The organism is Dietzia sp. NCCP-2495, from assembly GCF_026011735.1.
GTDB lineage: Bacteria > Actinomycetota > Actinomycetes > Mycobacteriales > Mycobacteriaceae > Dietzia.
The window spans coordinates 124625-151320 of the sequence record NZ_BRVN01000001.1 but is presented as its reverse complement, the minus strand read 5'-3'; the positions used below and the strand labels follow the sequence as shown (position 1 = coordinate 151320).

Sequence of the window (26696 nt, the reverse complement as noted above, 5' to 3'; positions counted from 1 at the left end):
ACGATGACCGGGAGCATGAGATGAGTCAGGATCCGAGCATGACCGAACCCGCGATCGTGGAGGTGCGTTCCGAGTCGCCGTATCCGGTCGTCATCGGGCGCGGACTGCTCCCCGAGATCATCGAGGCGTGCTCGTCCTCGCGGAGCGTGGCGATCTTCTACCAGCCCCCACTGGCGCAGACCGCCGAGGCGCTGAGGGAGGAACTCGAGAAGGCCGGCGTCAACGCCCACCGCATCGAGATCCCTGACGCGGAGGCCGGGAAGGACCTCGCGGTGGCGGGTTTCTGTTGGGACGTCCTGGGCAAGATCGGGGTGAATCGCAAGGACACCGTGGTCAGTCTCGGAGGCGGTGCGGCCACAGATCTCGCCGGTTTCGTCGCCGCCACCTGGATGCGGGGTGTCCGGGTCATCCACATCCCCACCACACTGCTCGCGATGGTGGATGCCGCAGTCGGCGGTAAGACCGGCATCAACACCGACGCGGGCAAGAACCTCGTCGGCAGCTTCCACGAGCCCGCCGCGGTGTTCATCGACACGGCGACACTCGAGACGGTCCCCCGCAACGAGCTCATCTCGGGGATGGCGGAGGTCGTCAAGTGCGGCTTCATCGCGGACCCGGAGATCCTCGACCTCATCGAGGCCGATCCCGAGGCGGCCCTCGATCCGAGCGGTGAGGTGATCGTCGAACTCATCCGTCGAAGCGTCCAGGTCAAGGCAGACGTGGTCGGACAGGACCTCAAGGAGTCGGGCCTGCGCGAGATCCTCAACTACGGTCACACCCTCGCCCATGCCGTGGAACGGCGCGAGCAGTACCGCTGGCGTCACGGCGCTGCGGTCAGTGTCGGAATGTGCTTCGTGGCCGAGCTCGCCCGGCTCGCCGGCCGCCTCGACGACGCGACCGCGGACCGTCACGCGTCGGTCCTCGCCGCGCTCGGCCTCCCGACCGGGTATGACGACGACGCCTTCCCGCGGCTGCTCGAGCTGATGGCCGGCGACAAGAAGAACCATTCCGGTTACCTCCGCCTGGTCGTGCTCGACGGTCTGGCCAAGCCGTCCCGGATGGAGGCTCCGGATGCCTCCCTGATGACCGCGGCGTACGCCGCCATCTCGGAGGGCCACACGTCAGGCGGCGGGGGAGTGCTGCTGTGACGGGCCGGTTCGCCGACCGCCGCCGTGCTGTCGCTCAGGCCCTGCAGTCCGTCGGAGCAGAGGCGATGGTCGTCACCGACCTGCGTAACATCGGCTACCTCAGCGGATTCCGTGGCTCGGCCGGGGCACTTCTGGTCGACGCCGACGGCGAGGCGGTACTCGCCACCGACTCCCGGTACGAGCTGCAGGTCGTCGAGCAGGCTCCCGACGTCGGCCACGTGATCACCCGCGAGTACGTGTCCGGCGTCCTCGGCCGGCGACGTGGCACCGGGGACGCACCGGTCGCCGTCGAGGCCGACGATCTCACGCTGAGCGCGGCAGCGGCCCTCCGTAGTGCGCTCGCCGAGGTCGGATCAGTCGACGCGCCGGTCATCGAGACCAGCGGGGTGATCGAAGGGGTCCGCCGACGGAAGGACGAGGTCGAGCTGGGGCTCATCGAGAAGTCCTGCGCCGTGCTCGATCGCGCCTGGACCCACATGCTGGCGTCGGGACTGATCACGGCGGGCAGGTCCGAACGTGACGTGGCCGCGGATCTCGAGCACGCGATGCGGCGGGCGGGATCCGACGGTGTGGCCTTCGAGACGATCGTGGCCTCTGGCCCCAACGGTGCCCTTCCTCATCATGTGCCCGGCGACCGTGTCCTGGAGGCTGGAGACCTCGTGGTGGTCGACTTCGGCGCGATGGTCGACGGATACGCGTCGGACTGCACACGGACCGTGGCGATCGGGCAGGCCCCAGATCGTCTCGTCCGGGCCTACGAGGTCGTGTTGCGCGCCCAGCTCGCGGGTGTCGAGGCGGTTCGGCCCGGACTCGGATGTGCTGATCTGGACGGGGTCAGTCGCGACATCATCGAGGCCGAGGGGTTCGGCGGTTTCTTCGGTCACTCCCTGGGGCACGGTGTGGGGCTGGACGTGCACGAAGCGCCCGCGGTGTCGACCGGGTCGACGAGTACACTGTTCGACGGCGATGTGATCACCATCGAGCCCGGAATCTACATCCCGGGGCTCGGCGGGATCCGAATCGAGGACACCGTGGCCGTCTCCGTCGGCGGCGGTCGATCCCTGACGACAACCTCGAAGGCCTTCAGCACGCTCTGACGGCCTCGATCCACGACCGCGCCCGCGCTGGCCCTGCCAGGCCGCGGGCGGACGACTCTCGAAGGAGCACCGACCATGGCGTCCACCGCCGATTTCAAGAACGGCCTCGTCCTCAAGGAGGAGGGTCAGCTCTGGCAGATCACCGAGTTCCAGCACGTCAAGCCCGGTAAGGGACCGGCGTTCGTACGGACCAAGCTCAAAAACGTCGTCACCGGCAAGAACGTCGACAAGACCTTTAGTGCGGGCGTCAAGGTCGAGATCGCGACGGTCGATCGTCGCGACATGACCTTCCTGTACCGCGACGGCGAGGACTACGTCCTCATGGACGAGCAGGATTACGACCAGATAAACGTCTCTCCGGCGGTCATGGGCGACGGCGCCCGCTTCCTCCTCGAGAACACCAGCGTCCAGGTGTCCTTCAACGAGGGTGTCGCACTGTTCGCCGACATGCCGGTCGCCGTGGACCTCGTCGTCCAGCACACCGACCCCGGCCTGCAGGGTGATCGCTCGACCGGTGGCACCAAGCCCGCCACTCTCGAGACCGGTGCCGAGGTCCAGGTCCCGCTCTTCATCAACACCGGTGACAAGCTCCGCATCGACACCCGTGACGGTCACTACCTCAGCCGGGTGAACGACTGATCATGTCGGAAGACTTCGATCACCGGCGTCGGGGCTCCCGGTATCGGGCTCGACGGCGCGCGGTCTCCCTGCTCTTCGAGGCCGAGCTCCGCGACGCCGACGTCGTGGGTCTCGCCGAGGAGCGGCGCCAGATGGGCGAGCAGTCGCAGGAGTTCCACGACGTAGCCCCCTACACGATGGAGATCGTCACCGGAGTGGCGGAACGCCTCGACCGGCTGGACTCGATGATCGCCGAGAACCTGCGCGAATGGACTCTCGAACGTCTCCCGGCCGTGGATCGGGCCGTCCTCAGAGCAGGTGCGTGGGAGCTCCTGTTCGCTCCCACCGAGGTCGATTCGGCGATCGTGATTGACCAGTCCGTGCTCCTGGTCGCCGACCTGTCCGCCGAGAAGTCGGTGCCGTATGTCAACGCGGTACTCGACCGTGTGGCGGGGCTCGCCGAGCACATCCGGGCGGCGGAGAAGGCGGTCTCGTCGCTGCAGACCCCCGCGTCCGATCCGGCCGCTTCCGACGCGTCCGATTCGACCGCTTCGGACGTGTCCGAGACCACGCCGGATGAACCGGGAGCCCCGTCGGCAGACTGATAGAGTTCGGTATCGATAGCTATCCCTTTAACGAGCCGTCCAGTGAGGCGGACAAGGAGGTGGTGATCGGTGAACGCTGACGGTTCGGAAACGAACGTGGTGTCACTTTTCACGTCCGACGACGTGGCCAGGACGGTCTCCCGCCTGGCCCATCAGATCATCGAGCGCACCGCTGCGGATTCTCCGGATTCCGGCCAGGTGGTGCTCCTCGGCATCCCGACCAGGGGAGTCCCGCTCGCCGGACGACTGGCGGAACGGATCCGGGAGTTCAGTGGCGCAGATGTCCACGCCGGCTCCCTGGACGTCACCCTGTACCGGGACGACCTGGCCGGCGGGCCGCACAGGCCCATGGGACCGACCCGCGTTCCCGCCGAGGGCATCGACGGCGCGACGGTCATCCTCGTCGACGACGTCCTGTTCTCCGGGAGAACGATCCGGGCGGCGTTCGATGCCCTGCGCGATCTCGGACGGCCGGCTCGAGTGCAGCTCGCTGTCCTGGTCGACCGGGGCCACCGCGAACTGCCGATCCGAGCAGATTACGTCGGCAAGAACGTCCCCACCTCGCGCGAGGAGGGCGTCTCGGTCCAACTGACCGAAGTCGATGGTCACGACGCGGTGTTCCTCCATCGTCATGATCCGGAGGAGAACTCATGAAGCACCTGCTCTCCGCCGCCGACCTCGACCGGGAGACGGCCACCTCGATCCTGGATGAGGCCGGCCGGCTCAAGGAGACGCTCCTCGGCCGCGAGGTCCGCAAGCTGCCCACACTGCGGGGCAAGACCGTCCTCACCGTCTTCTACGAGAACTCGACCCGGACACGTGTGTCGTTCGAGACCGCGGGGAAGTGGATGAGCGCCGACGTGATCAACGTCTCCGCCAGCGCCTCCTCGGTCCAGAAGGGCGAGTCACTGCGCGACACCGCGCTGACCCTCACCGCGATCGGTGCCGACGCCCTGATCGTGCGTCACCCCGCATCGGGCTCGGCCCAGCAGATCTCCTCGTGGGTCGCCCCGGACGGGATCGGTCCCTCGGTGATCAACGCCGGCGACGGAATGCACGAGCATCCCACCCAGGCTCTGCTCGACTCCATGACCCTCCGCGAGCGACTGGGAGGCATCGAGGGACGCCGGGTCGTGATCGTCGGCGACATCCTGCACTCCCGCGTCGCCCGCTCCAACGCGCTCCTATTGTCGACCCTCGGTGCCGAGGTGGTCCTCGTCGCACCACCGACGTTGCTCCCGGTGGGCATCGATGAGTGGCCGTGCCGCGCGTCCACCGATCTGGACGCGGAACTTCCCGGTGCCGACGCCGTGATGATGCTGCGCGTCCAGGCCGAGCGCATGAACGGCGGGTTCTTCCCCTCGCAGCGCGAGTACGCCGTGCGGTACGGGCTCGGCCCGCAGCGGGCCGCCCGGCTGCGGGACGACGTGGTGGTACTCCACCCGGGTCCGATGGTCCGGGGGATGGAGATCGGGTTCGACGTCGCGGACGCGCCGTCGTCAGCGGTCATCCAGCAGGTGACGAACGGCGTCCACGTCCGCATGTCGGTCCTGCTGCACACTCTTGTCGCTACGGAAGGAATCAGCGAGTGACCCACACCGAGGCCCCCGGCCTACTTCTCCGAAACGTACGACCGTACGGCGAGGGTGACCCTGTTGATGTCCTGATCCGCGACGGCCTGATCGCCGCGATCGGCGCCGACGCCGGCGCAGCTGCCCCGACCGACACCGAGGTCCACGATCTGGGCGGTTCGGTGCTCCTCCCCGGATTCGTTGATCTCCACACCCACCTCCGCGAGCCGGGCCGTGAGGACACCGAGACGATCGCCTCCGGCTCAGCCGCGGCTGCCCTGGGCGGCTACACCGCGGTCTTCGCCATGGCCAACACCCAGCCTCCGCAGGACAACCAGACCGTGACCGATTCCGTGTGGCGGATCGGTCAGGAGGTGGGACTGTGTGCGGTGCATCCGGTCGGCGCGGTGACGGTCGGTCTCAAGGGCGAGCAGCTCACCGAGATGGGCCAGATGGCCGCCGGGGCAGCAGGGGTACGCGTCTTCTCCGACGACGGGATGTGCGTGTACGACCCGTTGATCATGCGCCGGGCGCTCGAGTACTCCGCCGGTCTGGGCGTGCTCATCGCTCAGCACGCGGAGGAGCCCCGGCTCACCAAGGGGGCCGTGGCCCACGAGGGGCCCACCGCGGCTCGACTCGGCCTGACCGGGTGGCCCCGGTCCGCCGAGGAGTCCATCGTCGCCCGTGACGCGATCCTCGCACGAGACGCAGGGGCCCGGGTCCACATCTGCCACGCCTCGACGACCGGCACGGTCGAGCTCCTGAAATGGGCCAAAGACCAGGGCATCTCCATCTCCGCCGAGGTCACCCCACACCACCTGCTCCTCGACGACTCGAAGCTCGAGACCTACGACGGTGTGTACCGGGTCAACCCGCCGCTGCGCGAGGCGAAGGACGCACGGGCACTACGTGCAGCGCTCGTCAGCGGCGTGATCGACTGCGTGGCCACCGACCACGCTCCGCACGCGGCCCAGGAGAAGTGCTGCGAGTTCGCGGCCGCCCGACCGGGCATGCTCGGTCTGGAGACCGCACTGCCGATCGTCGCGGCACTGCTCGTCGAGACCGGAGACATGACCTGGCGGGATCTCGCCCGGGTCATGAGCGTCCGCCCCGCCGAGATCGCGGGACTGACCGACCAGGGTCGACCGATCGAGGTCGGGGAGCCCGCGAACCTCGCCGTCGTCGACCCCGACTCGTCATGGACAGTCATCGGCGACGAGCTCGCCAGCCTCTCCGCCAACACCCCCTACGAGGGCATGACCTTCTCCGCGCGTGTCGTCGGCACGATCTACCGCGGCCGTGTGACGACCAGAAACGGTGAGGTGATCGCATGAGTCAGGACTTCTGGACCGCCACCATCGCCGTGGCACTCGTCCTCGTGGCCATCGGCCTGATGACGCTGGGCTGGCGCAATCGAATCCGACGACAGGGCTCCCTCTTCGAGTCCCTGCCCGCTGCACCCGCGGATCCCGGCGCTCTCGTCCTGGGACCGCTGTCCGGCGTCTACGTCGGGAGCACCGTCGCGGGGGACTGGCAGGCACGGATCGCCCGGGCGCCCCTGGGGCACCGGTCCGCGGCCACCTTCACGGCGTACACCGGTGGCCTCCTGCTCGAGCTGGCGACCGACGACGTGTGGATCCCACGTGAGAGCCTCGTCGACGTCCGACGGGCCTCCGCCCTGGCGAACAAAACCGTCCCGGGTGGCGGGATCCTCGTCGCCCGGTGGCAGGTCGCGTCCACCGAGGGACACACGCTGATCGACTCCGGTTTCCGGGCCGACGACAAAGACGACTACCAGCGCTGGGAGGCGCTCCGCGGCGACGCCGGTGCCTCCGACACCACAGGCATCCCCACCTCCAGCACCGAGGAGAACCAATGACGACGCAGACCAGCACACCGGAGACCAGGGGAGGACGTGTACCCGCCGTCCTCGTCCTCGAGGACGGACGGATCCATCGGGGAACCGCGTTCGGTGCGACCGGTACCACTCTCGGGGAGGCGGTCTTCACCACCGCGATGTCCGGTTACCAGGAGACCCTGACCGACCCGTCGTACTGCCGCCAGATCGTCGTCACCACCGCGCCCCAGATCGGGAACACGGGATGGAACGACGAGGACGGGGAGTCGCTCCTCGACGGTGAAGACCGCGGCGGCAAGATCTGGGTGGCCGGCCTGGTCATCCGCGATCTGTCCCGCCGGGCCTCCAACCATCGCGCGGAGCGCACCCTCGACGAGGAGATGACCGCCCAGGGCGCGATCGGCATCGCCGATATCGACACCCGTGCACTGGTCCGTCACATCCGGGATTCCGGCGCGATGAAGGCCGGCATCTTCTCCGGCGACGACGTGTCCGACGACGAGACCATGCTCGCCGCGGTCCGGGCCCAGGAACCTATGGCGGGTCTGTCGCTCTCGGACGAGGTCACGACCGACGAGACCTACGTCGTCGAGCCCAAGGACGGCAAGGCGCGCTACTCCGTGGCCGCCCTAGACCTCGGGATCAAGTCCAACACCCCGCGCATGCTCGCCGAGCGCGGCATCCGGGTCCACGTCATCCCCGCCTCGTCGACGCTCGAGGACGTACTCGACCTGGACGTCGACGGCTTCTTCCTCTCGAACGGCCCCGGTGACCCGGCGACCGCCGACGCGGCGGTGCACCTCACCAAGGAGGTCTTGAGCCAGGGCATCCCGTTCTTCGGGATCTGCTTCGGGAACCAGATCCTCGGCCGTGCACTCGGCCTGGAGACCTACAAGATGACCTTCGGTCACCGAGGGACGAACATCCCGGTCATCGAAAAGTCCACCGGCAATGTGGCCATCACCTCCCAGAACCACGGTTTCGCACTGCGCGCCCCCGAGTCCGAGACATGGGAGACGCCGTGGGGCACCGCGACCGTCACCCACACGTGCGCCAACGACGGCACCGTCGAGGGCGTCGCCCTCACCGACGGGACCGCGTTCTCCGTCCAGTACCACCCCGAGGCCGCCGCGGGTCCCCGCGACGCCGCCGACCTCTTCGACCGCTTCGTCGACCTGCTCGGTTCCGCAGACACCAGAAAGGGCGCTCTCTGATGCCCCGCCGCACAGACATCAATCACGTCCTCGTCATCGGCTCCGGCCCGATCGTGATAGGCCAGGCCTGTGAGTTCGACTACTCCGGTACCCAGGCGTGCCGGGTTCTCCGGGCGGAGGGACTCCGCGTCACTCTGGTCAATTCGAACCCCGCCACGATCATGACCGATCCGGAGTTCGCCGACGCCACCTATGTCGAGCCGATCACTCCCGAGTACATCGACAAGATCTTCGCCAAAGAAGCCGCCGACGGGCACCCCATCGACGCCGTCCTCGCCACCCTCGGTGGTCAGACCGCACTCAACGCGGCGATGCAGCTCGACGCGCAGGGAATCCTCGCCAAGCACGATGTCGAACTGATCGGTGCCGACATCCCCGCGATCAACCGCGGTGAGGACCGGCAGATGTTCAAGGACATCGTCGCCAGCGTGGGTGGCCAGTCCGCCCGTAGCGCCGTGTGCCACACAATGGACGAGGTCCACGCGACCGTCGCCGAGCTCGGACTGCCCGTCGTCGTCCGTCCCTCCTTCACCATGGGTGGCCTCGGCTCGGGCATGGCGTACACCACCGAGGACCTCGAGCGGATCGCCGGCGGCGGACTCGCCGCGTCACCGACCGCGAACGTGCTCATCGAGGAGTCGATCCTCGGGTGGAAGGAGTACGAGCTCGAGCTGATGCGCGACAACAAGGACAACGTCGTGGTCATCTGTTCGATCGAGAACGTGGACGCGATGGGCGTCCACACGGGTGACTCCGTCACCGTAGCCCCGTCTATGACGCTCACCGACCGTGAGTTCCAGAACATGCGCGACCTCGGGATCGCCATCATCCGTGAGGTCGGTGTGGACACCGGCGGATGCAACATCCAGTTCGCGATCAACCCCGCGGACGGCCGCCTCATCGTCATCGAGATGAACCCGCGCGTCTCGCGCTCGTCCGCGCTCGCGTCCAAGGCGACCGGTTTCCCGATCGCCAAGATCGCCGCCCGGCTGGCCATCGGCTACTCCCTGGACGAGATCACCAACGACATCACCGGCGAGACCCCCGCGTGCTTCGAGCCGACCCTCGACTACGTCGTCGTCAAGGCCCCGCGATTCGCCTTCGAGAAGTTCCCCGGCGCCGACGACACGCTCACCACCACCATGAAGTCGGTCGGTGAGGCCATGAGCCTCGGTCGCAACTACCGCGAGGCACTCGGAAAGGTGATGCGGTCGCTGGAGACGAAGGCCGCCGGGTTCTGGACCCTGCCCGACGAGTCGATCGCACCGGGGCGGTCCACCGACCTCGCCGCGGTCCTGGACGACCTGCGGCGCCCCACCGAGGGACGCATGTACGACGTGGAGCTCGCCCTGCGCCTCGGTGCGACGGTCGAGCAGGTCCACGAGGCGTCGTCGATCGACCCGTGGTTCATCGAGGAGGTCGCGGCGCTCCTCGAACTCCGTGCGGAGATCATCGACGCCCCCGTTGTCGATGAGCCGCTGCTGCGTCGGGCCAAGCACAACGGCCTGTCCGACGCCCAGATCGCGGCACTGCGGCCGGAGTTCGCCGGCGCGGAGGGCGTTCAGCGGCTCCGTCACCGTCTCGGTGTACGGCCGGTCTACAAGACCGTCGACACCTGCGCGGCCGAGTTCGAGGCGAAGACCCCGTACCACTACTCGACCTACGAGCTCGATCCCGCGGCGGAGTCCGAGGTGGCTCCGCAGACCGAGCGCGAGAAGGTCATCATCCTCGGGTCCGGTCCGAACCGGATAGGCCAGGGCATCGAGTTCGACTATTCGTGTGTGCACGCCGCGCTGACCCTGTCCGAGGCCGGCTACGAGACCGTCATGGTCAACTGCAACCCGGAGACGGTCTCGACGGACTACGACACGGCCGACCGACTCTACTTCGAGCCCCTGACGTTCGAGGACGTCATGGAGGTCTACCACGCGGAGTCGGAGTCCGGAACCGTTGCCGGTGTGCTCGTCCAGCTCGGCGGCCAGACCCCGCTGGGACTTGCCGCGCAGCTCGAGGACGCCGGTGTCCCGATCGTCGGGACCAGCCCGTCCGCCATCGATCTCGCGGAGGACCGTCGCGAGTTCGGTGAGGTCCTGGTCAAGGCCGGACTCCCCGCACCCGCCTTCGGCACGGCCATCAACGCCGACGAGGCGACCGAGATCGCCGCCAACATCGGTTACCCCGTCCTGGTGCGTCCGAGCTACGTCCTTGGCGGCCGCGGCATGGAGATCGTGTACGACGAGGCGTCGCTCCGGTCCTACATCGACAGGGCCACCGAGATCAGCCCGGACCGGCCGGTTCTCGTCGACCGCTTCCTCGACGACGCCGTGGAGATCGATGTCGACGTGCTCTGCGACGGCGAGGAGGTCTACCTGGGCGGCGTGATGGAGCACATCGAGGAGGCCGGCATCCATTCCGGCGACTCCGCGTGTGCACTCCCGCCGATCACCCTCGGACAGGACGACATCGACCGCGTCCGCAAGTCGAGCGAGGCTCTGGCCTTCGGCATCGGGGTCAAGGGACTGATGAACGTCCAGTACGCCATCAAAGACGACATCCTGTACGTTCTCGAGGCCAACCCGCGCGCCAGCCGCACCGTCCCCTTCGTCTCCAAGGCCACGGGGGTCCATCTGGCCAAGGCCTGTTCCCGGATAATGATGGGCGAGACGATCGCTGACCTGCGCGCCGACGGTCTCATCCCGTCCGACCGCGACGGCGGCTCACTCCCGGCCGACGCCCCGGTGGCGGTAAAGGAAGCCGTCCTCCCGTTCAACCGGTTCCGCACCCCGGAGGGAGACGCCGTCGACTCACTCCTGAGCCCTGAGATGAAGTCAACCGGAGAGGTCATGGGGATCAGCCCCAACTTCGCCGTGTCGTTCGCGAAGGGCCAGCTCTCCGCCGAGGGCGTGCTGCCCACGTCGGGGACGGTGTTTATCTCGGTGGCGAACCGCGACAAGCGGTCGATGGTCTTCCCTGCCCAGCGGCTCGCCGCGCTCGGGTTCACCGTCCTCGCCACCGAGGGCACCGCCCTCATGCTCCGTCGCTACGGGATCGAGTGCGAGACCGTGGCGAAGCTGACGGAGACCGGTGCCGGCCCGGTCGATGCCGAGGGGAACCCGGTGCCGACCATCGTGGACCGGATCAACGCCGACGAGGTCGACCTGGTGCTCAACATCGCGTCGTCGACCGGCGGTACGCGCGCGGACGGGTACGAGATCCGGTCTGCGGCGATCAATCGTCGGATCCCGTGCGTCACAACTGTCCAGGGGGCCACCGCAGCAGTTCACGGCATCGAGGCGATGCAGCGGGGAGACGTGACGGTGAGCCCGCTGCAGCAGCTGCACGCGGAGTTCGCGAACCGATGACCGGATCAGATGGGAGTCGGGCCCCGTTCGGGGCCCGACTCCGGTCCGTCGTGGCCGACCGGGGAAACCTGTGCGTGGGAATCGATCCCCATCCGGCGCTGCTGGAGGCATGGGGACTCGAGGTCAGCCCCGCGGGGCTCGCCCGGTTCTCCCGCCTGGCGTTGGACGCTTTCGGCGATCTCGTGCCGGCGATCAAACCCCAGGTCGCATTCTTCGAGGAGCACGGCTCCGCAGGTATCGCGGTTCTCGAGGACGTGCTCTCCTCCATCGGTGAGCTCGGCGCACTGTCCATCGCCGACGCGAAGCGGGGGGACATCGGGTCGACCATGGCGGGGTACGCCCGCGCATGGCTGGCCGACGGATCCCCGCTCGCCTGCGATGCGTTGACCGTTTCTCCCTACCTGGGCGTCGGCGCATTGGACGCGGCGTTCGACGCTGCTGCGGACTCGGGTAGGGGACTGTTCGTGTTGGCCCGTACCTCGAACCCGGAAGCAGGAGAGCTCCAGACCTCGACGGGGGAGCGTGGGACTGTCGCTCAGACCGTCATCGACGAGATCGGGCGCCGGAACACGGAGGCGTTCGGACGCGGTGGAGGATCCTTCGGTGTCGTCGTCGGAGCCACGGTCTCCGACCCTCCGCGACTCGACGGATTGTCCGGTCCCGTGTTGATGCCGGGGGTGGGGGAGCAGGGGGGAACCCTCGCGGATGTCCGGCGTATCGCGGGACCGGCTCTTCCCGACACTCTCGCCAACATCTCTCGACATGTGTTGAGGGCCGGTCCGGACGTGGGTGAGATGCGTGCGGTCGTGTCGGCACTGACGACCCAGTACCGGTTCGCCGACACCACCTGAACACCGCTGATCCCTGGAATCACACCGATCACTCGCGTTACGCACTGCTGGTGCACCGAGTTGCCGTCGAGACGTTGTTTTCAGGCGTTTCGCGTGGCACCAGCGGGCATGCGGGGTTAGTCTGCCTCTAACCTCAACACGTCAAATCGCATGTCAGGCGGGGTTCCACAGGGGGACCCGGTGCGGGTACGCGACTATTCGTCCGCGTACTGTTGCTGAGGTCATCAGGCCCGACGCGGTCTCCGCCCCTCGCGAGAGAGGCGGGAACGCCCGGGTACGGTGAGTACGAGGGAGTGCCCGCTCCCGGTTCGACCCACACGACACTGTGGACGCGCCGGGGACGGTCACCGCACACCACACGCCGGTGTCCTACGTTGGACTCCCGCGTGAGTCATGAGACACACACGAACGAGACGGAGGAATTGTGGCCCTTCCCCAGTTGACCGATGAGCAGCGTGCCGCTGCTCTGGAGAAGGCGGCTGCGGCCCGTCGTGCCCGGGCTGAGCTCAAGGAGCGCCTGAAGCGTGGCGGTACCGACCTCAAGCAGGTTCTCAAGGACGCCGAGAGCGACGAGATCCTTGGCAAGATGAAGGTCTCCGCGCTGCTCGAGGCTCTGCCGAAGGTTGGCAAGGTCAAGGCTCAGGAGATCATGACCGAGCTTGAGATCGCGCCCACGCGCCGCCTGCGCGGCCTCGGCGACCGCCAGCGCCGCGCACTGCTCGAGCGGTTCGACTTCACGGTCGACTGATCGACGTATGAACGCACCGTCATCCGGTGGTAACACCCCGGAGGCGACGGCGAAGAGGGGCCGGCTGATCGTCTTGGCCGGCCCCTCTGCCGTCGGTAAGTCAACCGTTGTCGCCCGCCTTCGCGAGCGCGTGCCGGACCTGTATTTCAGTGTCTCGATGACCACCAGGGACCCGCGTCCCGGTGAAGTCGACGGACACGACTACTTCTTCGTGTCACTGGATGAGTTCAGGGACGCGATCAACGACGGCCGCATGCTCGAATGGGCGGAGATCCACAGTGGGCTCCAGCTGTCCGGCACGCCCGCGGAACCGGTCCGGAGAGCGCTCGACGAGGGACGACCTGTTCTGGTCGAGGTGGATCTCGAGGGCGTCCGTCAGATCCGGCAGTCCATCCCCGAGGGTCGGACCGTCTTTCTCTCACCGCCGTCGTGGGACGTTCTCGAGCAGCGACTCCGTGGTCGGGGCACCGAACCCGACGACGTCGTCACCCGCCGCCTCGAGACCGCCAAGGTCGAGATGGACGCCCGGGGCGAGTTCGACGAGATCGTCGTCAACGACGAACTCGAAACCGCGGTGGACAAGTTGGTATCATTGCTGGTCGGCTAGCGTCGATTGCCGGATCTTGTCGATGACAGGGTCCGGCACCCGCCGCTCATCGACACCGTTGAGCCCGAACGCGGCTCAGATTCATTGAGGAGAACCCATAGTGGCCACCACCGAAGCTGCAGCGGCCACCCCGCTGTACGACACCCCGATCGGCATCACCAACCCCCCGATCGATGAGCTACTCGAGCGGGCGTCCTCGAAGTACGCTCTCGTGATCTTCGCCGCCAAGCGCGCGCGTCAGATCAACTCGTACTACAACCAGATCGAAGAGGGCATCCTCGAATACGTCGGCCCGCTGGTCGATCCCGGTCTGCACGAGAAGCCGCTGACGATCGCGCTGCGCGAACTCCACTCCGACCTCCTCGACTGCGCCGAGGGCGAGTGACCGCCCCTGGGGACGACATGAGCCGCCAGCGCGTTGTCGTCGGAGTCGGCGGCGGCATCGCCGCCTACAAGGCCTGCGGTCTCATTCGGTTACTGACCGAGTCCGGCTGTCACGTCGACGTCGTCCCCACCCAGGCTGCTCTCCACTTCGTGGGAGCCGCCACCTTCGAGGCACTGTCCGGACACCCGGTCTTCACGGACGTCTTCTCGGACGTGCCTTCCGTCCGCCACGTCGCCCTCGGGCAGAAGGCGGACCTCGTCGTGATCGCACCCGCGACTGCCGACCTGCTCGCCCGTGCCGCGACGGGGCGGGCTGACGATCTCCTCACGTCGACACTTCTCACCGCCCGGTGCCCGGTACTGCTGGCTCCTGCGATGCACACCGAGATGTGGGAGCACCCCGCCACTCGTCGCAACGTCGACACCCTCCGGGGCGACGGAGTGCATGTTATGCCGCCTGCACGGGGACGCCTGACCGGGGCGGACACCGGTGCCGGGAGACTTCCCGAGCCCGCTGATATCGCCCGCCTCGCCTGGTTGCTCCTCGACGGGGGCACCCTGCCGTGGGACCTGGACGGAAAACACGTCGTGGTGACCGCGGGTGGCACCCGCGAGGAGATCGACCCCGTGCGGTTCCTCGGAAACCGCAGTTCGGGGAAGCAGGGCCACGCCCTCGCAGCACTGGCGGCCGCACGGGGCGCCGAGGTGACCCTCCTGACGTCATCCGATCTTCCGGTGCCTCCGGCCGTCACCGCGATCCACATCGACTCGGCCCGCGAACTCAGAGACGAGACTCTCCGCGCCGCCGCATCAGCGGACGTGGTGATCAAGGCTGCAGCCGTCGCCGACTTCCGCCCGAGCAGCGTCTCTGATTCGAAGCTCAAGAAGGGCAGTGACGACGAGCCGGCCGAGATCAGGCTCGAACGGAACCCCGACATCCTCGCCGAGTTGGTCTCGGCGCGCCGTGGAGGCGGCGTCCCTCAGTCGTGCGTACTCGTCGGGTTCGCGGCCGAGACGGGCGACGCGTCGGGCTCCGTCCTGGACCACGGTCGTGCGAAGCTGGCCAGGAAGGGCTGCGACCTGTTGGTCGTCAACGAGGTCGGACGGGACAAGACGTTCGGGCAGGACCAGAACGCGGGCTGGATCCTCGACTCCACCGGCGCGGAGTCGCGAGTCGAGCCCGGGAGCAAGGACATTCTCGCCGCTCGCATCCTGGACGCGGTTGTGGCGCACTCGCGCTGAAGTACCGGCCGGCGAGCGCCGGGAAGCACCGACTAGGCTGGCACCACGCGCTCTTCAAGCGAGCGCGCGCGATCCCACGATGGAAGAGAGAACTACAGTGACGCAGGCACGTCGGCTGTTCACCAGCGAGTCCGTGACCGAGGGGCATCCGGACAAGATCTGTGACGCGATCTCGGACTCGATCCTTGATGCGATGCTGGAGCAGGACTCGGCGGCCCGGGTTGCCGTGGAGACCATGGTCACGACAGGACAGGTTCATGTCGCGGGCGAGGTGAAGACCACCGGGTACGTGGAGATCCCTCAGCTGATCCGGGACAAGATCGTCGAGATCGGTTACGACTCGTCGGACAAGGGGTTCGACGGCGTCTCGTGTGGCGTCTCGATCTCTATCGGACAGCAGTCCCCGGAGATCGCCCAGGGCGTGGACACCTCTCACGAGGCACGCACCGAGGGGGACTCCGTCGAGGACGAGATCGCCCGTCAGGGCGCCGGCGACCAGGGACTGATGTTCGGGTACGCCTGCTCGGACACCCCGGAGCTGATGCCTCTGCCGATCGCCTTGGCGCACCGCCTCTCGCGTCGGCTGACCGAGGTCCGGAAGAACGGCACGCTGTCGTACCTCCGCCCGGACGGCAAGACCCAGGTCACCATCGAGTACGACGGTGAGAAGGCCGTCAGACTGGACACGATCGTCATCTCCACGCAGCACGCTGACGGGATCGACCTCGAGACCACCCTGCGTGACGACCTCACCGCACACGTCATCGAGCCGGTGTTGGCCGAGGCCGCGTCCGGGATCGACACCTCGGACTTCCGTCTTCTGGTCAATCCGACCGGTCGGTTCGTCCTGGGCGGACCGATGGGTGATGCCGGTCTGACCGGTCGCAAGATCATCGTCGACACCTACGGCGGCATGGCGCGTCACGGTGGCGGCGCCTTCTCGGGCAAGGACCCGTCGAAGGTTGACCGTTCGGCCGCGTACGCGATGCGGTGGGTCGCCAAGAACATCGTGGCCGCGGAGCTCGCTGAGCGGGTCGAGGTCCAGGTGGCGTACGCGATCGGTAAGGCCGCTCCGGTCGGTTTGTTCGTCGAGGCCTTCGGCACCGAGAAGGTGGGGATCGAGGTCCTGCAGCAGGCGGTGTCCGAGGTGTTCGACCTGCGTCCCGGCGCGATCATCCGTGACCTCGACCTGAAGCGCCCCATCTATGCGTCGACCGCCGCCTATGGGCACTTCGGGCGCACCGATGTCGACCTGCCGTGGGAGCGGACCGATCGGGTCGCCGAACTGCGCGCGGCGGCTGGGCTCTGACGCCTATCCTCACGTGTCGTAGCGGGATGCGAGGATCCCGGGCGTGACGACAACTCGGCCAGCGACCCGGGTCCCCGCGGCGAATGCCCCGGTGGCCCGGGTTCTGCCGTTGCTCGGGGTGCCGCATCTGGACCGGGAATTCGACTATCAGGTGCCGGAGACCCTGTCCGAAGAGGCCGTTCCCGGGACGCGTGTACGGGTCCGGTTCGCGGGCCGGCTGGTCGACGGATTCATCGTCGGGCGTGCCTCCGAGTCCGGCCACCGGGGAGACCTCGCCTGGGTCGAGCGGGTCGTGTCGTCCGAGGCCGTGCTGACCCCTGCGCTGCTCCGGCTCGTGGAGGTCGTCGCCAGACGGTGGGTGGGAATGCGGTCGGATGTCCTTCGTCTCGCCATCCCGCCACGGCACGCCGCCGCGGAGAAGTCGGTACCGGATACGGAACCGCCAGTCGGGGTGGGCGTCGGTCCGGTTGAACTGCCGCGAGGATGGGACGACCATCCGATGGTCGCGCGGTTCCTGGAAGCGACCACCGCCGGCCTGCCCGCGCGTGCGGTGTGGACGGTACCACCGGGTCGTGACTGGGCGGTGTCGCTGGCAGCGTTGGCCGACTCGGTCCGTAGGAGAGGGTTGCAGGTCCTCCTCATCGTTCCGGACCAACGCGATGTCGACCGTCTCGCCGAGGCCTGTCGAGACGCAGTCGGTGGTGGCTCCGCTGCACGCGATCTCGTGACCGAGTTGTCAGCGAGCGTGGGTCCGTCCGCCCGGTACCGCCGGTGGCTTCGAGGGATCAGAGGTCACGCCCGGATCATCGTGGGGACACGGAGCGCCGTGTTCGCGCCGCTTCCGGAGCTGGGCCTGATAATTCTCCACGACGACGGCGACGAGTCCTATGTCGAGCCCCGGGCGCCGTACCCACACACACGTGACGTCGCGGTCCAGCGGTCCGTCCTTGACGGCACCCCGCTCCTGTTCAGCTCCGTCGACCGCACTCCCGAGGTCGCGGAATACGTGCGGCGGGGGTGGGCCCATGAGGTGAGCCCCAGGCCGGGGCTCATCCGAGAGCTGGCCCCGAGAGTGATTGCGGTGACGGACTCTGATCCGGCCCAGGCCCGGGATGTCGCCGGCGGCCGCACCCGGCTTCCGGCAGTGGCCCTGACGATGGCTCGCGAGTCCATCGACGTCGACGCGCCGGTGCTCGTGCAGGTACCTCGAAAGGGGTACATCCCGACACTGTTGTGCGGCACGTGTCGTTCACCTGCACGGTGTCGACGGTGCAACGGTCCGATCAGAGCCGGTCGGATGGATGCCGTCTACGGTCCCGTCGACCTCGCCTGCGGCTGGTGTGGCGTGCCGGAGACCAGTTATCGCTGCGTGGACTGTGGATCAAGGGCCCTGCGAGCGGGTGTGGTGGGAGCCGGCCGGACGGCCGAGGAGCTCGGGCGGATGTTTCCCGGGATCAGGGTGCGCACCAGCGGGGGCGGGGACATCCTCGACACCGTCCCCGCGGAACCCGCGATAGTCGTGTCGACACCGGGTGCCGAGCCGGTTGCGACCGGGGGATACGGCGCGGCGTTACTGCTCGATTCGTGGGCGCTGTTGAGCAGACCGGACCTCCGTGCCGTGCAGAATGCCCTGCGATTGTGGATCGGAGCCGCGAGTCTCGTACGCCCCGCGAGTGAGGGCGGGAAGGTCTTCCTCTCTGCCGATTCCGAATCACCGGTCGCCCAGGCACTTGTCCGGTGGTCACCACAGGGCTGGGCCGAACGGGAACTGGCGGATCGCTCTGAGGTGGGGTTCCCCCCAGCGGTGCACATGTTCGCCGTCGACGGGCCCGCCGCGTCACTTGCGGAATTCCTCGAGGGTTTCCGGCTCATCGAGCGGGTCGAAGTACTGGGCCCGGTCGATCTTCCCCCGGGCGAGGAGTTGCCGGGCCACTCCGAGGTCGAAGACCCTGAGCGAGTCCTGCTCCGCGTACCGCCGCCACAGGTCGGCGAGGTCGCGTCCGAACTACACGCGTTCATCGTCAGCCGGTCGGGCCGTCGCGGAACACACCCCCTCCGGGTGCGCCTCGACCCGGTCAACATCGGCTGATGCGCCCGTCGCACGGCAGTGCCCGGATGACGAACTAGAATGAACTGCCATCCCGGAAACCGCGCGCTAGGAGACCAGATCCACATGCCCGTCCTCCCCGTCCGGCTCTTCGGTGATCCGGTCCTCCGGACCCCGGCCGACACCGTCACGAAGTTCGATGACAGGTTGGAGCGGGCCGTCGCCGACCTCACGGACACCGTCGTACACGAAGAGGGCGCGGGACTGGCCGCACCCCAGATCGGTCTGTCCATCCGCGTGTTCGTCTACAACTGTGGCGGGCGTGAAGGCCACCTGGTGAACCCGGAATGGGAGCCGTTGGACGACGAGAAGACCCACGTGAACGAGGGATGCCTGTCCATCCCCGGCATCACCGAGCCGACCGAGCGGTTCGCGAGGGTGCGCGCACGCGGGCAGGACATGTACGGCAATCCGGTCTCCTTTGACGCAGAGGGCATCCTCGCGCGGGCGGTCCAGCACGAGACGGACCACCTGGACGGGGTGTTGTTCCTGCAGCGACTGACGCCGGAGGCCCGCCGGTCGGCTATGTCCGAGATTCGGGCTGCCTCCTGGTTCGGGAGCGCCGCCATCAGCGCCGGGGTCATTCACGAGCATCTCTCCGACCCGATGGGGGTGAAGTGACGATGAGGGTCGTCTTCGCAGGAACCCCCGGTGTCGCGGTGCCGTCATTGAAAGCACTCATCGACAGTGATCGCCACGAGGTCGTCGCGGTGGTGTCGAGGCCTGACGCGCGGACGGGGCGGGGCAGGAATCTCTCGCGAAGCCCCGTGGCGTCCGCCGCCGACGCGGCCGGGATCGAGGTCCTCACCCCGCCGAATGCCCGCGATCCCGAGTTCGCGGAGCGCCTGCGCGAGCTGGCCCCGGACGCCGCGCCGGTGGTTGCGTACGGTCACCTCGTCCCACGGTCGGTCCTCGACATTCCGACGCACGGCTGGATCAACCTTCACTTCTCGCTACTGCCCGCGTGGCGTGGAGCGGCTCCGGTCAACGCCTCCATCGCCAGCGGCGACGAGATGACGGGTGCCACGACGTTCCGCCTCGACGAGGGAATGGACACGGGCCCGGTGCTGGGCACGATGACCGAGACGATCCGGCCCCGCGACACCGCGGGGGATCTGCTCACCCGCCTCTCAGAGGCCGGCGCGGGTCTACTGCTCGCAACCCTCGACGGCCTCGAGGTGGGTCACCTCCGAGCCGAACCCCAGACAACGGACGGTGTGTCCTACGCGGGCAAGCTCACCGTGGACGACGCCCGGATTCGCTGGTCGGACCCCGCTGTGGCAGTAGATCGTCATATCCGGTCCGTCACCCCGGCTCCCGGGGCGTGGACGACCCTGGGCGGAGACCGGGTCAAGATCGGGTCGGCCCGCCCTGCCGAGCAGTCCGAGATCGACGCTGTGGAACCAGGTCTGGCGTTGCCTCCGGGGCACATCCGCTGGGGGAAGAAGACCTTCCTCGTGGGTACAGCATCGACACCGCTCAAGGTGGAGCATTTGCAACCAGTGGGCAAGAAGATGATGAACGCGCTCGAATGGGTCCGAGGCGCCCGCATCGAGGCAGGGACGGCGTTCGAATGAGTTCCGACGATCGAGGCCGTCACTCTGACCGGGACCGTGAACACGACGGCGAACGCGGTCGGCGGGGAAGCTCCTCCCGCAACGGGAACGACAGGCGTGGGGACTCACGGGGCGGAGATACCCGGGGAGGCAGCACCCGTGGCGGGAACTCCCGTGGCGCAATTGCCCGTGGGTCGAGCTCCCGTGGTGGAAACCCTCGCGGGGGCACTACCCGCAGCGGAAACTCTCGGGGCGCCAGCACTCGGGACCGGAATACCCGTAGCGGCAACTCCGGTCAGCAACGCCGACAGGGCGGCGACGGTCGTAACACCTCCCACAAGGCGCCGCCTATGGATGCGCGCGCCGTCGCGCTGGCCGTCATGACGGCGGTGCGCGAGCGTTCGGCGTACGCGAACCTGGCCCTGCCGGCGGAGCTCAGGCGCGCGAAGCTCGATGCGCGGGACTCGGCCCTGGCCACCGAGCTCACCTACGGAACGCTCCGGACCCAGGGGTTGCTCGATCGCGTCATCACGCTGGTGGCGTCGCGGCCGGTGGACGAGATCGATCCACCGGTGCTGGACGTGATGCGTCTGGGTGCCTACCAGCTGCTGTTCACCAGGATCGGCGCCCACGCGGCCGTCGACACCAGTGTGGAGGCCGCTCGGACGGCGGGACTGGGGCGCGCGGGCGCGTTCGTCAACGCCGTGCTCCGCAAGATCTCGGCCCGCGATACCGCCGGCTGGCTGGACGCACTCCGGGAGGGCGTGAAAGACCCGGTCGCCCGCCTGGCGATCGGAACGGCACACCCCGAATGGATCGCCCGCGCATTCGCTGAATCCCTCGGGTCCGCCGCGAGCGAACTGCCCGAGCTCCTCGCCGCCGATGACGCCCGACCCAAGGTCCACCTCGCCGCCCGTCCCGGAGTGATCACCGGTGAGGAACTGGCGCTGATCACCGGGGGCCGCGAGGGAAAGGCCTCCCCGTACGCGGTCCATCTGGAATCCGGGGACCCGGGCGCGCTCGATCCTGTCCGGGAAGGGATGGCGACCGTCCAGGACGAGGGGAGCCAGTTGGTGGCGCTCGCCGCGGCCCGCGCACCGGTGGTGGGTGAGGACTCGGGCCGGTGGCTGGACCTGTGCGCCGGCCCGGGTGGGAAGGCCGTCATGCTCGGCGCCCTGGCGGACACCGAGGGCGCCCGGGTGGACGCCGTGGAGGTGTCCACCCACCGTGCGGACCTGGTCCGGGGCGCAACCGGTGACCTCCCCGTCACGGTGCACACCCTCGACGGCCGCGACTCCGGACTGGATCCGGGATTCGACCGGGTGTTGCTCGACGCGCCGTGCTCGGGTCTCGGCGCCCTGCGCCGCCGTCCCGAGGCCCGGTGGCGTAAGGCGCCGTCGGATATCCCCGACCTGGTCGCGCTCCAGCGGGAACTGCTCGGCTCGGCATTGCGCCTGGTGCGTCCGGGCGGGGTGGTCCTGTACGCGACCTGCTCCCCGCATCTGTCCGAGACCGTCTCCGTGGTGCGCGAGGCCGCGCGGCGGGACGACGTGGAGATGCTCGACGTCCGCGAGATCCTCGCGGACGCCTGCGTCGAGCCCCTCGGGGGACTGGGGGACGGGCCGTGGGTGCAACTGTGGCCGCATCGTCACGGCACCGACGCGATGTTCATGGCGGCACTGCGTCCGACCGTGTGATCAGCCCCCGCATTGAACAGCCCCCTAGAATGGAATCCATGTCGTACCAGCCGCTGATCGCGCCCTCGATCCTCTCCGCCGACTTCGCCCGACTGGACCGCGAGATCGCGCGGATCCCCTCCGCGGACTGGATCCACGTGGACGTGATGGACGGCCATTTCGTGCCCAACCTCTCGTTCGGCGCGCCGGTTGCCAAGGCCGTGTCCGCGGTCACCGACACGCCGATGGACTGCCATCTCATGATCGAGGACCCGGCCCGCTGGGTCGGCGACTACGTGGACGCCGGCGCGTACAGCGTCACCTTCCACGTCGAGGCGACCGACGATCCGGCGTCCGTTGCGGACCTCCTGCACTCGAAGGGCTGCCGGGCGGGTGTCTCGGTCAAGCCGGGCACCCCGGTCGAGCCGTACCTCGGCCTGCTCGACCACGTGGACCTGGTGCTCGTCATGAGCGTCGAGCCCGGTTTCGGCGGTCAGAAGTTCATGCCCGATGTCCTCGACAAGGTGCGCACGCTGCGCGCGGAGATCGATCGCCGCGGCCTCGACGTGCTCATCCAGATCGACGGTGGTGTCGACGCCACGACCATCGGCGCGTGCGCGGAGGCGGGATGCGACGTGTTCGTCGCCGGCTCCGCGGTCTACGGGGCGCCCGAGCCCGACGCGATGGTCCAGGCCCTACGCGCGGAGGCCTTGGACGCGCGGGCGTGACCACCCCCGGCCCGGCCAGCACCGGCCAGGCGAACGATCGACGCGGGCGGGAGCGTGCGGCGCTCGCCGAGGCCATCGCCCTCTCCCGTGCGTCGCTCGGCGTCTCGACCCCCAACCCACCGGTCGGCGCCGTGGTACTCGACGCGGACGGCAGCGTCGTGGGCCGGGGCACGACCGAGGCCCCGGGGGGACGCCATGCGGAGGTCGTCGCGCTCGACGAGGCCGGTACGCGGGCCCGTCACGGGACGATCGTGGTGACCCTGGAACCGTGCGACCACCAGGGCCGGACGGGGCCCTGTACCGCCCGGATACTGTCGGCGGGGATCGCGCGGGTGGTGTACGCGGTGCCCGACACGACCGCCGACGCCGCGGGCGGAGCCGGGACCCTGCGACGTGCGGGCGTCGATGTGGATCAGGGCGACGACGACGAGGTGGCCGCCGCCCGTAGCGGCCCGCTCAAGGCGTGGCTGCACAGACGATCTCACGGCCGACCGCTCGTCACCTGGAAGTACGCGGCCAGCCTCGACGGCCGCGTCGCGGCGGCCGACGGGACGAGCATGTGGATCACGGGACCCGGGTCGAGGCGTCACGCGCACGCGCGACGCCAGGAGGTCGACGTCGTCGTCGTCGGCTCCGGGACCCTCACCGCCGACGACCCCGCACTGACCGCCCGCCGGGACGACGGATCCCCGGCCGCCCGCCAACCGCTGCGCGCGGTGATGGGACTTACCCCGGTTCCCCCTGACGCGTCGGTGCGCGGCACCGATGACCGGTTCCGACACCTGGCCACGCGCGACCCCCGGGCCGCACTCGAGATGCTGGGCGACGTGCAGCAAGTCCTGGTCGAGGGAGGGCCGCGTCTGGCCGGGGCCTTCCTGTCCGCCGGTCTGGTGGACGAGGTCGACGCCTACATCGCGCCGCTCGTCCTCGGGGCCGGACGGTCGGCCGTTGACGACGCCGGAGTCGCGACGCTGCTCGACGCGCACCGGTTCAGCGTCGCCGAGACCACCACACTGGGCACCGATGTCCACATTCGACTGATCGCACCGACGGAAGGGACCCGCTGATGTTCACCGGGATCGTTGAGGAACTGGGCACGCTGGAGACCGTCGAGAGGCTGGGCGACTCGGCGCGCCTGCGGATCCGGGGACCGCTGGTGACCTCCGATGCGGGCCACGGGGACTCGATCGCCGTCAACGGTGTCTGCCTGACCGTCACCGAGTTCGTCCCCGGCGCCACCTTCGACGTGGACGTGATGGCGGAATCACTAGACCGCACGGCACTCGGCGCACTCGCGCCGGGGGACAAGGTCAACCTCGAGCGGGCGATGCGGGCGGACGCCCGGTTCGGCGGACACATCGTCCAGGGCCACATCGACGGCACCGGCGTCGTGATCAGCCGGGTCGAGCACGAGCACTGGCACGTCGTGCGCATCTCACTGCCTGCCGACCTGCAGCGGTATGTCGTGGAGAAGGGGTCCATCACGGTCTCTGGTACCTCACTCACCGTGTCGGCGGTGAGCGGCGAGTCGGACGCCGAACCGTGGTTCGAGGTGTCGCTGATCCCCACCACCCTCGAGGCCACCGTGCTCGGCGACCTGACCGCGGGCGCCCCCGTCAACCTCGAGGTGGATGTCCTGGCCAAGTACGTCGAGCGTCTCCTCGGTGGACGCGGTGGTCAGCCCACCTGAGGTGATGCGCCATACTTGGATTCGCGCCCGTGGCCACCGCCCGGGCCACCGGTGAACACAGGAGAACCCGAAGCAGTGACCATCTTCGACGGTATCGATCGCGCGATCGCCGACATCGCGGCGGGACGCGCCGTTGTCGTGGTCGACAGTGAGGACCGCGAGAACGAGGGCGACCTGATCTTTGCTGCCGAGCTCGCCACCCCCGAGCTGATGGGTTTCCTGGTCCGGTACTCCTCGGGCTATGTCTGCGTGGCCCTCGAGGCCGAGGACTGCCTCCGCCTGGACCTGCCGCCGATGCGGGCGATCAACGAGGACCGGCACGACACCGCCTACACGGTCACCGTCGACGCCCGCAATGGCATAACGACCGGCATCTCGGCAGCCGACCGGGCTCGTACCGCGCAGCTGCTCGCCTCGGCCGAGACTGTTCCCGGGGATTTCACCCGACCCGGACACGTCGTCCCGCTGCGCGCCCGCGCCGGCGGCGTGCTCACCCGGCCCGGCCACACCGAGTCCGCCGTCGACCTCGCGCGGCTCGCGGGTCTCCGCCCGGCGGGCGTGATCTGCGAGATCGTCTCCGAGGAGGACCCCACGACCATGGCTCGCACCCCCGAGCTCCGGCGCTTCGCCGACGAGCACGGCCTCGCGATGATCACCATCGAGGCGCTCCAGGCCTGGCGACGCGCGCACGAGGTCCAGGTGGTCCACGAGGCCGCCGCCAGGATCCCCACCCCGTCGGGGACCATGATCGCGCACGGATACCGCGACGTACTCGAGGGCGTGGAGCACGTGGCGATGGTCGCCGGCGACATCTCCGGCGACGAACCGGTGACCGTCCGCGTGCACTCCGAGTGTCTGACCGGCGACGTCTTCCATTCTCTCCGCTGTGACTGCGGGCCCCAGCTCGATGCCGCCGTGGAGGCGATCTGCGCCGAAGGTCGCGGCATCGTCGTGTACATGCGCGGCCACGAGGGTCGGGGGATCGGACTCGTGCAGAAGCTCCGCGCCTACGAACTCCAGGACGAGGGCCTGGACACTATCGACGCGAACCTCGACCTGGGCCTGCCCGCGGACGCGCGCGACTTCAGCCTCACCGCCCAGATCCTGCGCGACCTCGGTGTGAACCGCGTCCGACTGATGACCAACAACCCCGCCAAGGCCGACGCGCTGCGCGCCGGTGGGGTGGAGGTGGTGGAGCGGGTGCCGACCCCCACCCTCGTCACACCGGAGAACCTGCGGTACCTGCGGACGAAGCGCGACCGCATGGGCCACCTGCTGGAAGGACTCGACGAGGCGCCCGGCGCCGACGGGTCCGCGACGAACGACCACGGAGAGGACCAGCGATGAGCGGCAGCGGCAGGCCGGATCTGGTGATCCCCGACGCCCGCGGACTGAGGATCGGTATCGCGGCGTCGACATGGCACGACGCGATCTCCGAGCAGCTGCTCACTAGGGCACTCGCGGTCGCCGAGGCGGCGGGCGCGTCTGCGACGGTCGCCCGGGTGGTGGGGGCGGTGGAGCTGCCGGTCGTCGCCCAGGAGCTCGCGCGCACCCACGACGCCGTCGTGGCCCTCGGCGTGGTCATCCGCGGCTCGACCGCGCATTTCGACTACGTCTGTCAGTCGGTGACCGACGGACTCACCCGGATCGCACTGGACGAGGCGACCCCGGTGGCACACGGCGTGCTCACCACGGAGAACGAGGAGCAGGCCCTGGACCGTGACGGTCACGAGGGCGCCTCCGAGGACAAGGGCGGCGAGGCCGTGGCGGCGGCTCTCGGAGCCGCGCTCGTCCTCCGCGACCTGCGGACCGCACGATGAGCGCGCCCCTGGTCGGCTCAGACGCCGAGGACACCACCTGGGACTTCGACCACCGCCCCCGGAAGATGCGGAAGGTCGTGATCGCCCTGGCGGTCCTGACCGTCATCGTCCACGTCATCTGGGCCGTTATCCTCGTGAAGGGTGACACGGGCGTGACGATCGGCGCGGCGGACCAGTTCGCGTTCGTCGTCATCGGGTTCATCGTCGCCGGCGTGCTCCTCACCCTCCTCCGGATCCGTGTCCGCGCTGGTGCGGCCGGGGTCGAGGTGACCGGTCCACTGCGGTCACGGGTGTGGGACTGGACCGACGTGGTGGGCCTGACCTTCCCCCGCTCCAGCTACTTCCCGCGGCTCGAGCTACCCGCGTACGAGCACGTCGGGCTGTGGGCGATCCAGACCTTCGACGGCGCGGAGGGGGTCACGGCGATGGCGCGGCTGCGCGAGGTCGTGGGGTCCTACAAGCCGTCGGCGGCCGATCCCGAGTCCGTCGCCGACCGCTGAGCCAC

Annotated in this window: 26 protein-coding genes; all 26 read left to right on the top strand. The window is 68.7% G+C overall.

The features are described 5' to 3' along the window. The first annotated feature begins 38 nt into the window (after nt 1-38). The 26 genes from aroB (at nt 39) to OPF83_RS00580 (ending at nt 26691) form a co-directional block, all read left to right on the top strand. Entirely contained in the window at nt 39-1148 is a 1110-nt protein-coding gene (gene aroB, locus OPF83_RS00705; RefSeq protein WP_264885292.1) for a 3-dehydroquinate synthase, read from the top strand. Beyond that, complete coding sequence (locus OPF83_RS00700; RefSeq protein ID WP_264885291.1) at nt 1145-2245, top strand: Xaa-Pro peptidase family protein; 1101 nt, start codon at nt 1145-1147, stop codon at nt 2243-2245. Before aroB ends, OPF83_RS00700 begins: the two co-directional genes overlap by 4 nt. Nucleotides 2246-2320: 75 nt before the next feature. Continuing rightward, entirely contained in the window at nt 2321-2884 is a 564-nt protein-coding gene (efp, locus tag OPF83_RS00695; protein WP_264885290.1) for an elongation factor P, read from the top strand. 2 nt (nt 2885-2886) lie between these two features. Further along, nucleotides 2887-3468 (top strand): transcription antitermination factor NusB, encoded by a 582-nt coding sequence (nusB, locus tag OPF83_RS00690; RefSeq protein ID WP_264885289.1) that lies wholly within the window; start codon nt 2887-2889, stop codon nt 3466-3468. Nucleotides 3469-3537: 69 nt separating this feature from the next. Then, nucleotides 3538-4122 (top strand): bifunctional pyr operon transcriptional regulator/uracil phosphoribosyltransferase PyrR, encoded by a 585-nt coding sequence (gene pyrR / locus OPF83_RS00685; protein ID WP_264885288.1) that lies wholly within the window; start codon nt 3538-3540, stop codon nt 4120-4122. Next, nucleotides 4119-5060: an aspartate carbamoyltransferase catalytic subunit gene (locus tag OPF83_RS00680; protein ID WP_264885287.1), complete on the top strand. Its 942-nt coding sequence runs from the start codon at nt 4119-4121 to the stop codon at nt 5058-5060. Before pyrR ends, OPF83_RS00680 begins: the two co-directional genes overlap by 4 nt. Beyond that, nucleotides 5057-6373: a dihydroorotase gene (locus OPF83_RS00675; protein ID WP_264885286.1), complete on the top strand. Its 1317-nt coding sequence runs from the start codon at nt 5057-5059 to the stop codon at nt 6371-6373. Before OPF83_RS00680 ends, OPF83_RS00675 begins: the two co-directional genes overlap by 4 nt. Beyond that, nucleotides 6370-6918 (top strand): hypothetical protein, encoded by a 549-nt coding sequence (locus OPF83_RS00670; protein WP_264885285.1) that lies wholly within the window; start codon nt 6370-6372, stop codon nt 6916-6918. Before OPF83_RS00675 ends, OPF83_RS00670 begins: the two co-directional genes overlap by 4 nt. Continuing rightward, the gene (gene carA / locus OPF83_RS00665; protein ID WP_264885284.1) at nt 6915-8111 is read left to right on the top strand and encodes a glutamine-hydrolyzing carbamoyl-phosphate synthase small subunit; all 1197 of its coding nucleotides are present in this window, start codon (nt 6915-6917) and stop codon (nt 8109-8111) included. The genes OPF83_RS00670 and carA overlap by 4 nt, the downstream gene beginning before the upstream one ends. Next, on the top strand, nt 8111-11473 hold the full coding sequence (gene carB / locus OPF83_RS00660; RefSeq protein WP_264885283.1) for a carbamoyl-phosphate synthase large subunit: 3363 nt from the start codon (nt 8111-8113) through the stop codon (nt 11471-11473). Before carA ends, carB begins: the two co-directional genes overlap by 1 nt. Beyond that, nucleotides 11470-12324, top strand: a complete 855-nt coding sequence (pyrF, locus tag OPF83_RS00655; protein ID WP_264885282.1) for an orotidine-5'-phosphate decarboxylase — start codon at nt 11470-11472, stop codon at nt 12322-12324. The genes carB and pyrF overlap by 4 nt, the downstream gene beginning before the upstream one ends. 424 nt (nt 12325-12748) lie before the next feature. Continuing rightward, entirely contained in the window at nt 12749-13072 is a 324-nt protein-coding gene (gene mihF / locus OPF83_RS00650; protein ID WP_007631925.1) for an integration host factor, actinobacterial type, read from the top strand. A gap of 7 nt (nt 13073-13079) precedes the next feature. Further along, on the top strand, nt 13080-13679 hold the full coding sequence (gene gmk, locus OPF83_RS00645; RefSeq protein WP_264885281.1) for a guanylate kinase: 600 nt from the start codon (nt 13080-13082) through the stop codon (nt 13677-13679). Nucleotides 13680-13779: 100 nt separating this feature from the next. Continuing rightward, nucleotides 13780-14064 carry a DNA-directed RNA polymerase subunit omega gene (rpoZ, locus tag OPF83_RS00640; protein WP_061228655.1) on the top strand — a complete coding sequence of 95 codons (285 nt, stop codon included), beginning with the start codon at nt 13780-13782 and terminating at the stop codon, nt 14062-14064. Nucleotides 14065-14081: 17 nt separating this feature from the next. After that, the gene (coaBC, locus tag OPF83_RS00635; RefSeq protein ID WP_264885280.1) at nt 14082-15305 is read left to right on the top strand and encodes a bifunctional phosphopantothenoylcysteine decarboxylase/phosphopantothenate--cysteine ligase CoaBC; all 1224 of its coding nucleotides are present in this window, start codon (nt 14082-14084) and stop codon (nt 15303-15305) included. A 97-nt stretch (nt 15306-15402) separates the two neighbouring features. Beyond that, a complete protein-coding gene (metK, locus tag OPF83_RS00630) occupies nt 15403-16614 on the top strand; it encodes a methionine adenosyltransferase (RefSeq protein ID WP_264885279.1) in 1212 nt (403 codons plus the stop codon). A gap of 43 nt (nt 16615-16657) precedes the next feature. Then, a complete protein-coding gene (locus OPF83_RS00625) occupies nt 16658-18703 on the top strand; it encodes a primosomal protein N' (RefSeq protein ID WP_264885278.1) in 2046 nt (681 codons plus the stop codon). An 84-nt stretch (nt 18704-18787) separates the two neighbouring features. Continuing rightward, nucleotides 18788-19342, top strand: coding sequence for a peptide deformylase (def, locus tag OPF83_RS00620; protein WP_264885277.1), 555 nt, complete (start codon nt 18788-18790; stop codon nt 19340-19342). A 2-nt stretch (nt 19343-19344) separates the two neighbouring features. After that, on the top strand, nt 19345-20298 hold the full coding sequence (fmt, locus tag OPF83_RS00615) for a methionyl-tRNA formyltransferase (protein ID WP_264885276.1): 954 nt from the start codon (nt 19345-19347) through the stop codon (nt 20296-20298). Between the two features lie 329 nt (nt 20299-20627). Then, complete coding sequence (locus tag OPF83_RS00610) at nt 20628-21974, top strand: RsmB/NOP family class I SAM-dependent RNA methyltransferase (RefSeq protein ID WP_264885275.1); 1347 nt, start codon at nt 20628-20630, stop codon at nt 21972-21974. A gap of 29 nt (nt 21975-22003) precedes the next feature. Continuing rightward, the gene (gene rpe / locus OPF83_RS00605; RefSeq protein WP_264885274.1) at nt 22004-22681 is read left to right on the top strand and encodes a ribulose-phosphate 3-epimerase; all 678 of its coding nucleotides are present in this window, start codon (nt 22004-22006) and stop codon (nt 22679-22681) included. Further along, complete coding sequence (gene ribD, locus OPF83_RS00600; protein WP_264885273.1) at nt 22678-23748, top strand: bifunctional diaminohydroxyphosphoribosylaminopyrimidine deaminase/5-amino-6-(5-phosphoribosylamino)uracil reductase RibD; 1071 nt, start codon at nt 22678-22680, stop codon at nt 23746-23748. Before rpe ends, ribD begins: the two co-directional genes overlap by 4 nt. Beyond that, the gene (locus tag OPF83_RS00595) at nt 23748-24371 is read left to right on the top strand and encodes a riboflavin synthase (protein WP_264885272.1); all 624 of its coding nucleotides are present in this window, start codon (nt 23748-23750) and stop codon (nt 24369-24371) included. Before ribD ends, OPF83_RS00595 begins: the two co-directional genes overlap by 1 nt. 75 nt (nt 24372-24446) lie before the next feature. Further along, nucleotides 24447-25718, top strand: a complete 1272-nt coding sequence (locus tag OPF83_RS00590; RefSeq protein ID WP_309297730.1) for a bifunctional 3,4-dihydroxy-2-butanone-4-phosphate synthase/GTP cyclohydrolase II — start codon at nt 24447-24449, stop codon at nt 25716-25718. Beyond that, nucleotides 25715-26191: a 6,7-dimethyl-8-ribityllumazine synthase gene (ribH, locus tag OPF83_RS00585; RefSeq protein ID WP_264885271.1), complete on the top strand. Its 477-nt coding sequence runs from the start codon at nt 25715-25717 to the stop codon at nt 26189-26191. The genes OPF83_RS00590 and ribH overlap by 4 nt, the downstream gene beginning before the upstream one ends. Then, nucleotides 26188-26691: a PH domain-containing protein gene (locus OPF83_RS00580; protein ID WP_264885270.1), complete on the top strand. Its 504-nt coding sequence runs from the start codon at nt 26188-26190 to the stop codon at nt 26689-26691. The genes ribH and OPF83_RS00580 overlap by 4 nt, the downstream gene beginning before the upstream one ends. The last annotated feature ends 5 nt before the right edge of the window (nt 26692-26696 follow it).

Excerpts from the sequence above, each read along its gene's own strand:
- nusB (WP_264885289.1), top strand. The coding sequence starts at position 2,887 with ATGTCGGAAGACTTCGATCACCGGCGTCGGGGCTCCCGGTATCGGGCT.
- OPF83_RS00595 (WP_264885272.1), top strand. The coding sequence starts at position 23,748 with ATGTTCACCGGGATCGTTGAGGAACTGGGCACGCTGGAGACCGTCGAG.
- rpe (WP_264885274.1), top strand. The coding sequence starts at position 22,004 with ATGGAATCCATGTCGTACCAGCCGCTGATCGCGCCCTCGATCCTCTCC.
- gmk (WP_264885281.1), top strand. The coding sequence starts at position 13,080 with ATGAACGCACCGTCATCCGGTGGTAACACCCCGGAGGCGACGGCGAAG.
- ribH (WP_264885271.1), top strand. The coding sequence starts at position 25,715 with ATGAGCGGCAGCGGCAGGCCGGATCTGGTGATCCCCGACGCCCGCGGA.
- carA (WP_264885284.1), top strand. The coding sequence starts at position 6,915 with ATGACGACGCAGACCAGCACACCGGAGACCAGGGGAGGACGTGTACCC.
- OPF83_RS00610 (WP_264885275.1), top strand. The coding sequence starts at position 20,628 with ATGGATGCGCGCGCCGTCGCGCTGGCCGTCATGACGGCGGTGCGCGAG.
- carB (WP_264885283.1), top strand. The coding sequence starts at position 8,111 with ATGCCCCGCCGCACAGACATCAATCACGTCCTCGTCATCGGCTCCGGC.
- efp (WP_264885290.1), top strand. The coding sequence starts at position 2,321 with ATGGCGTCCACCGCCGATTTCAAGAACGGCCTCGTCCTCAAGGAGGAG.
- fmt (WP_264885276.1), top strand. The coding sequence starts at position 19,345 with ATGAGGGTCGTCTTCGCAGGAACCCCCGGTGTCGCGGTGCCGTCATTG.
- coaBC (WP_264885280.1), top strand. The coding sequence starts at position 14,082 with ATGAGCCGCCAGCGCGTTGTCGTCGGAGTCGGCGGCGGCATCGCCGCC.
- def (WP_264885277.1), top strand. The coding sequence starts at position 18,788 with ATGCCCGTCCTCCCCGTCCGGCTCTTCGGTGATCCGGTCCTCCGGACC.
- pyrF (WP_264885282.1), top strand. The coding sequence starts at position 11,470 with ATGACCGGATCAGATGGGAGTCGGGCCCCGTTCGGGGCCCGACTCCGG.
- OPF83_RS00580 (WP_264885270.1), top strand. The coding sequence starts at position 26,188 with ATGAGCGCGCCCCTGGTCGGCTCAGACGCCGAGGACACCACCTGGGAC.
- OPF83_RS00680 (WP_264885287.1), top strand. The coding sequence starts at position 4,119 with ATGAAGCACCTGCTCTCCGCCGCCGACCTCGACCGGGAGACGGCCACC.
- OPF83_RS00670 (WP_264885285.1), top strand. The coding sequence starts at position 6,370 with ATGAGTCAGGACTTCTGGACCGCCACCATCGCCGTGGCACTCGTCCTC.
- aroB (WP_264885292.1), top strand. The coding sequence starts at position 39 with ATGACCGAACCCGCGATCGTGGAGGTGCGTTCCGAGTCGCCGTATCCG.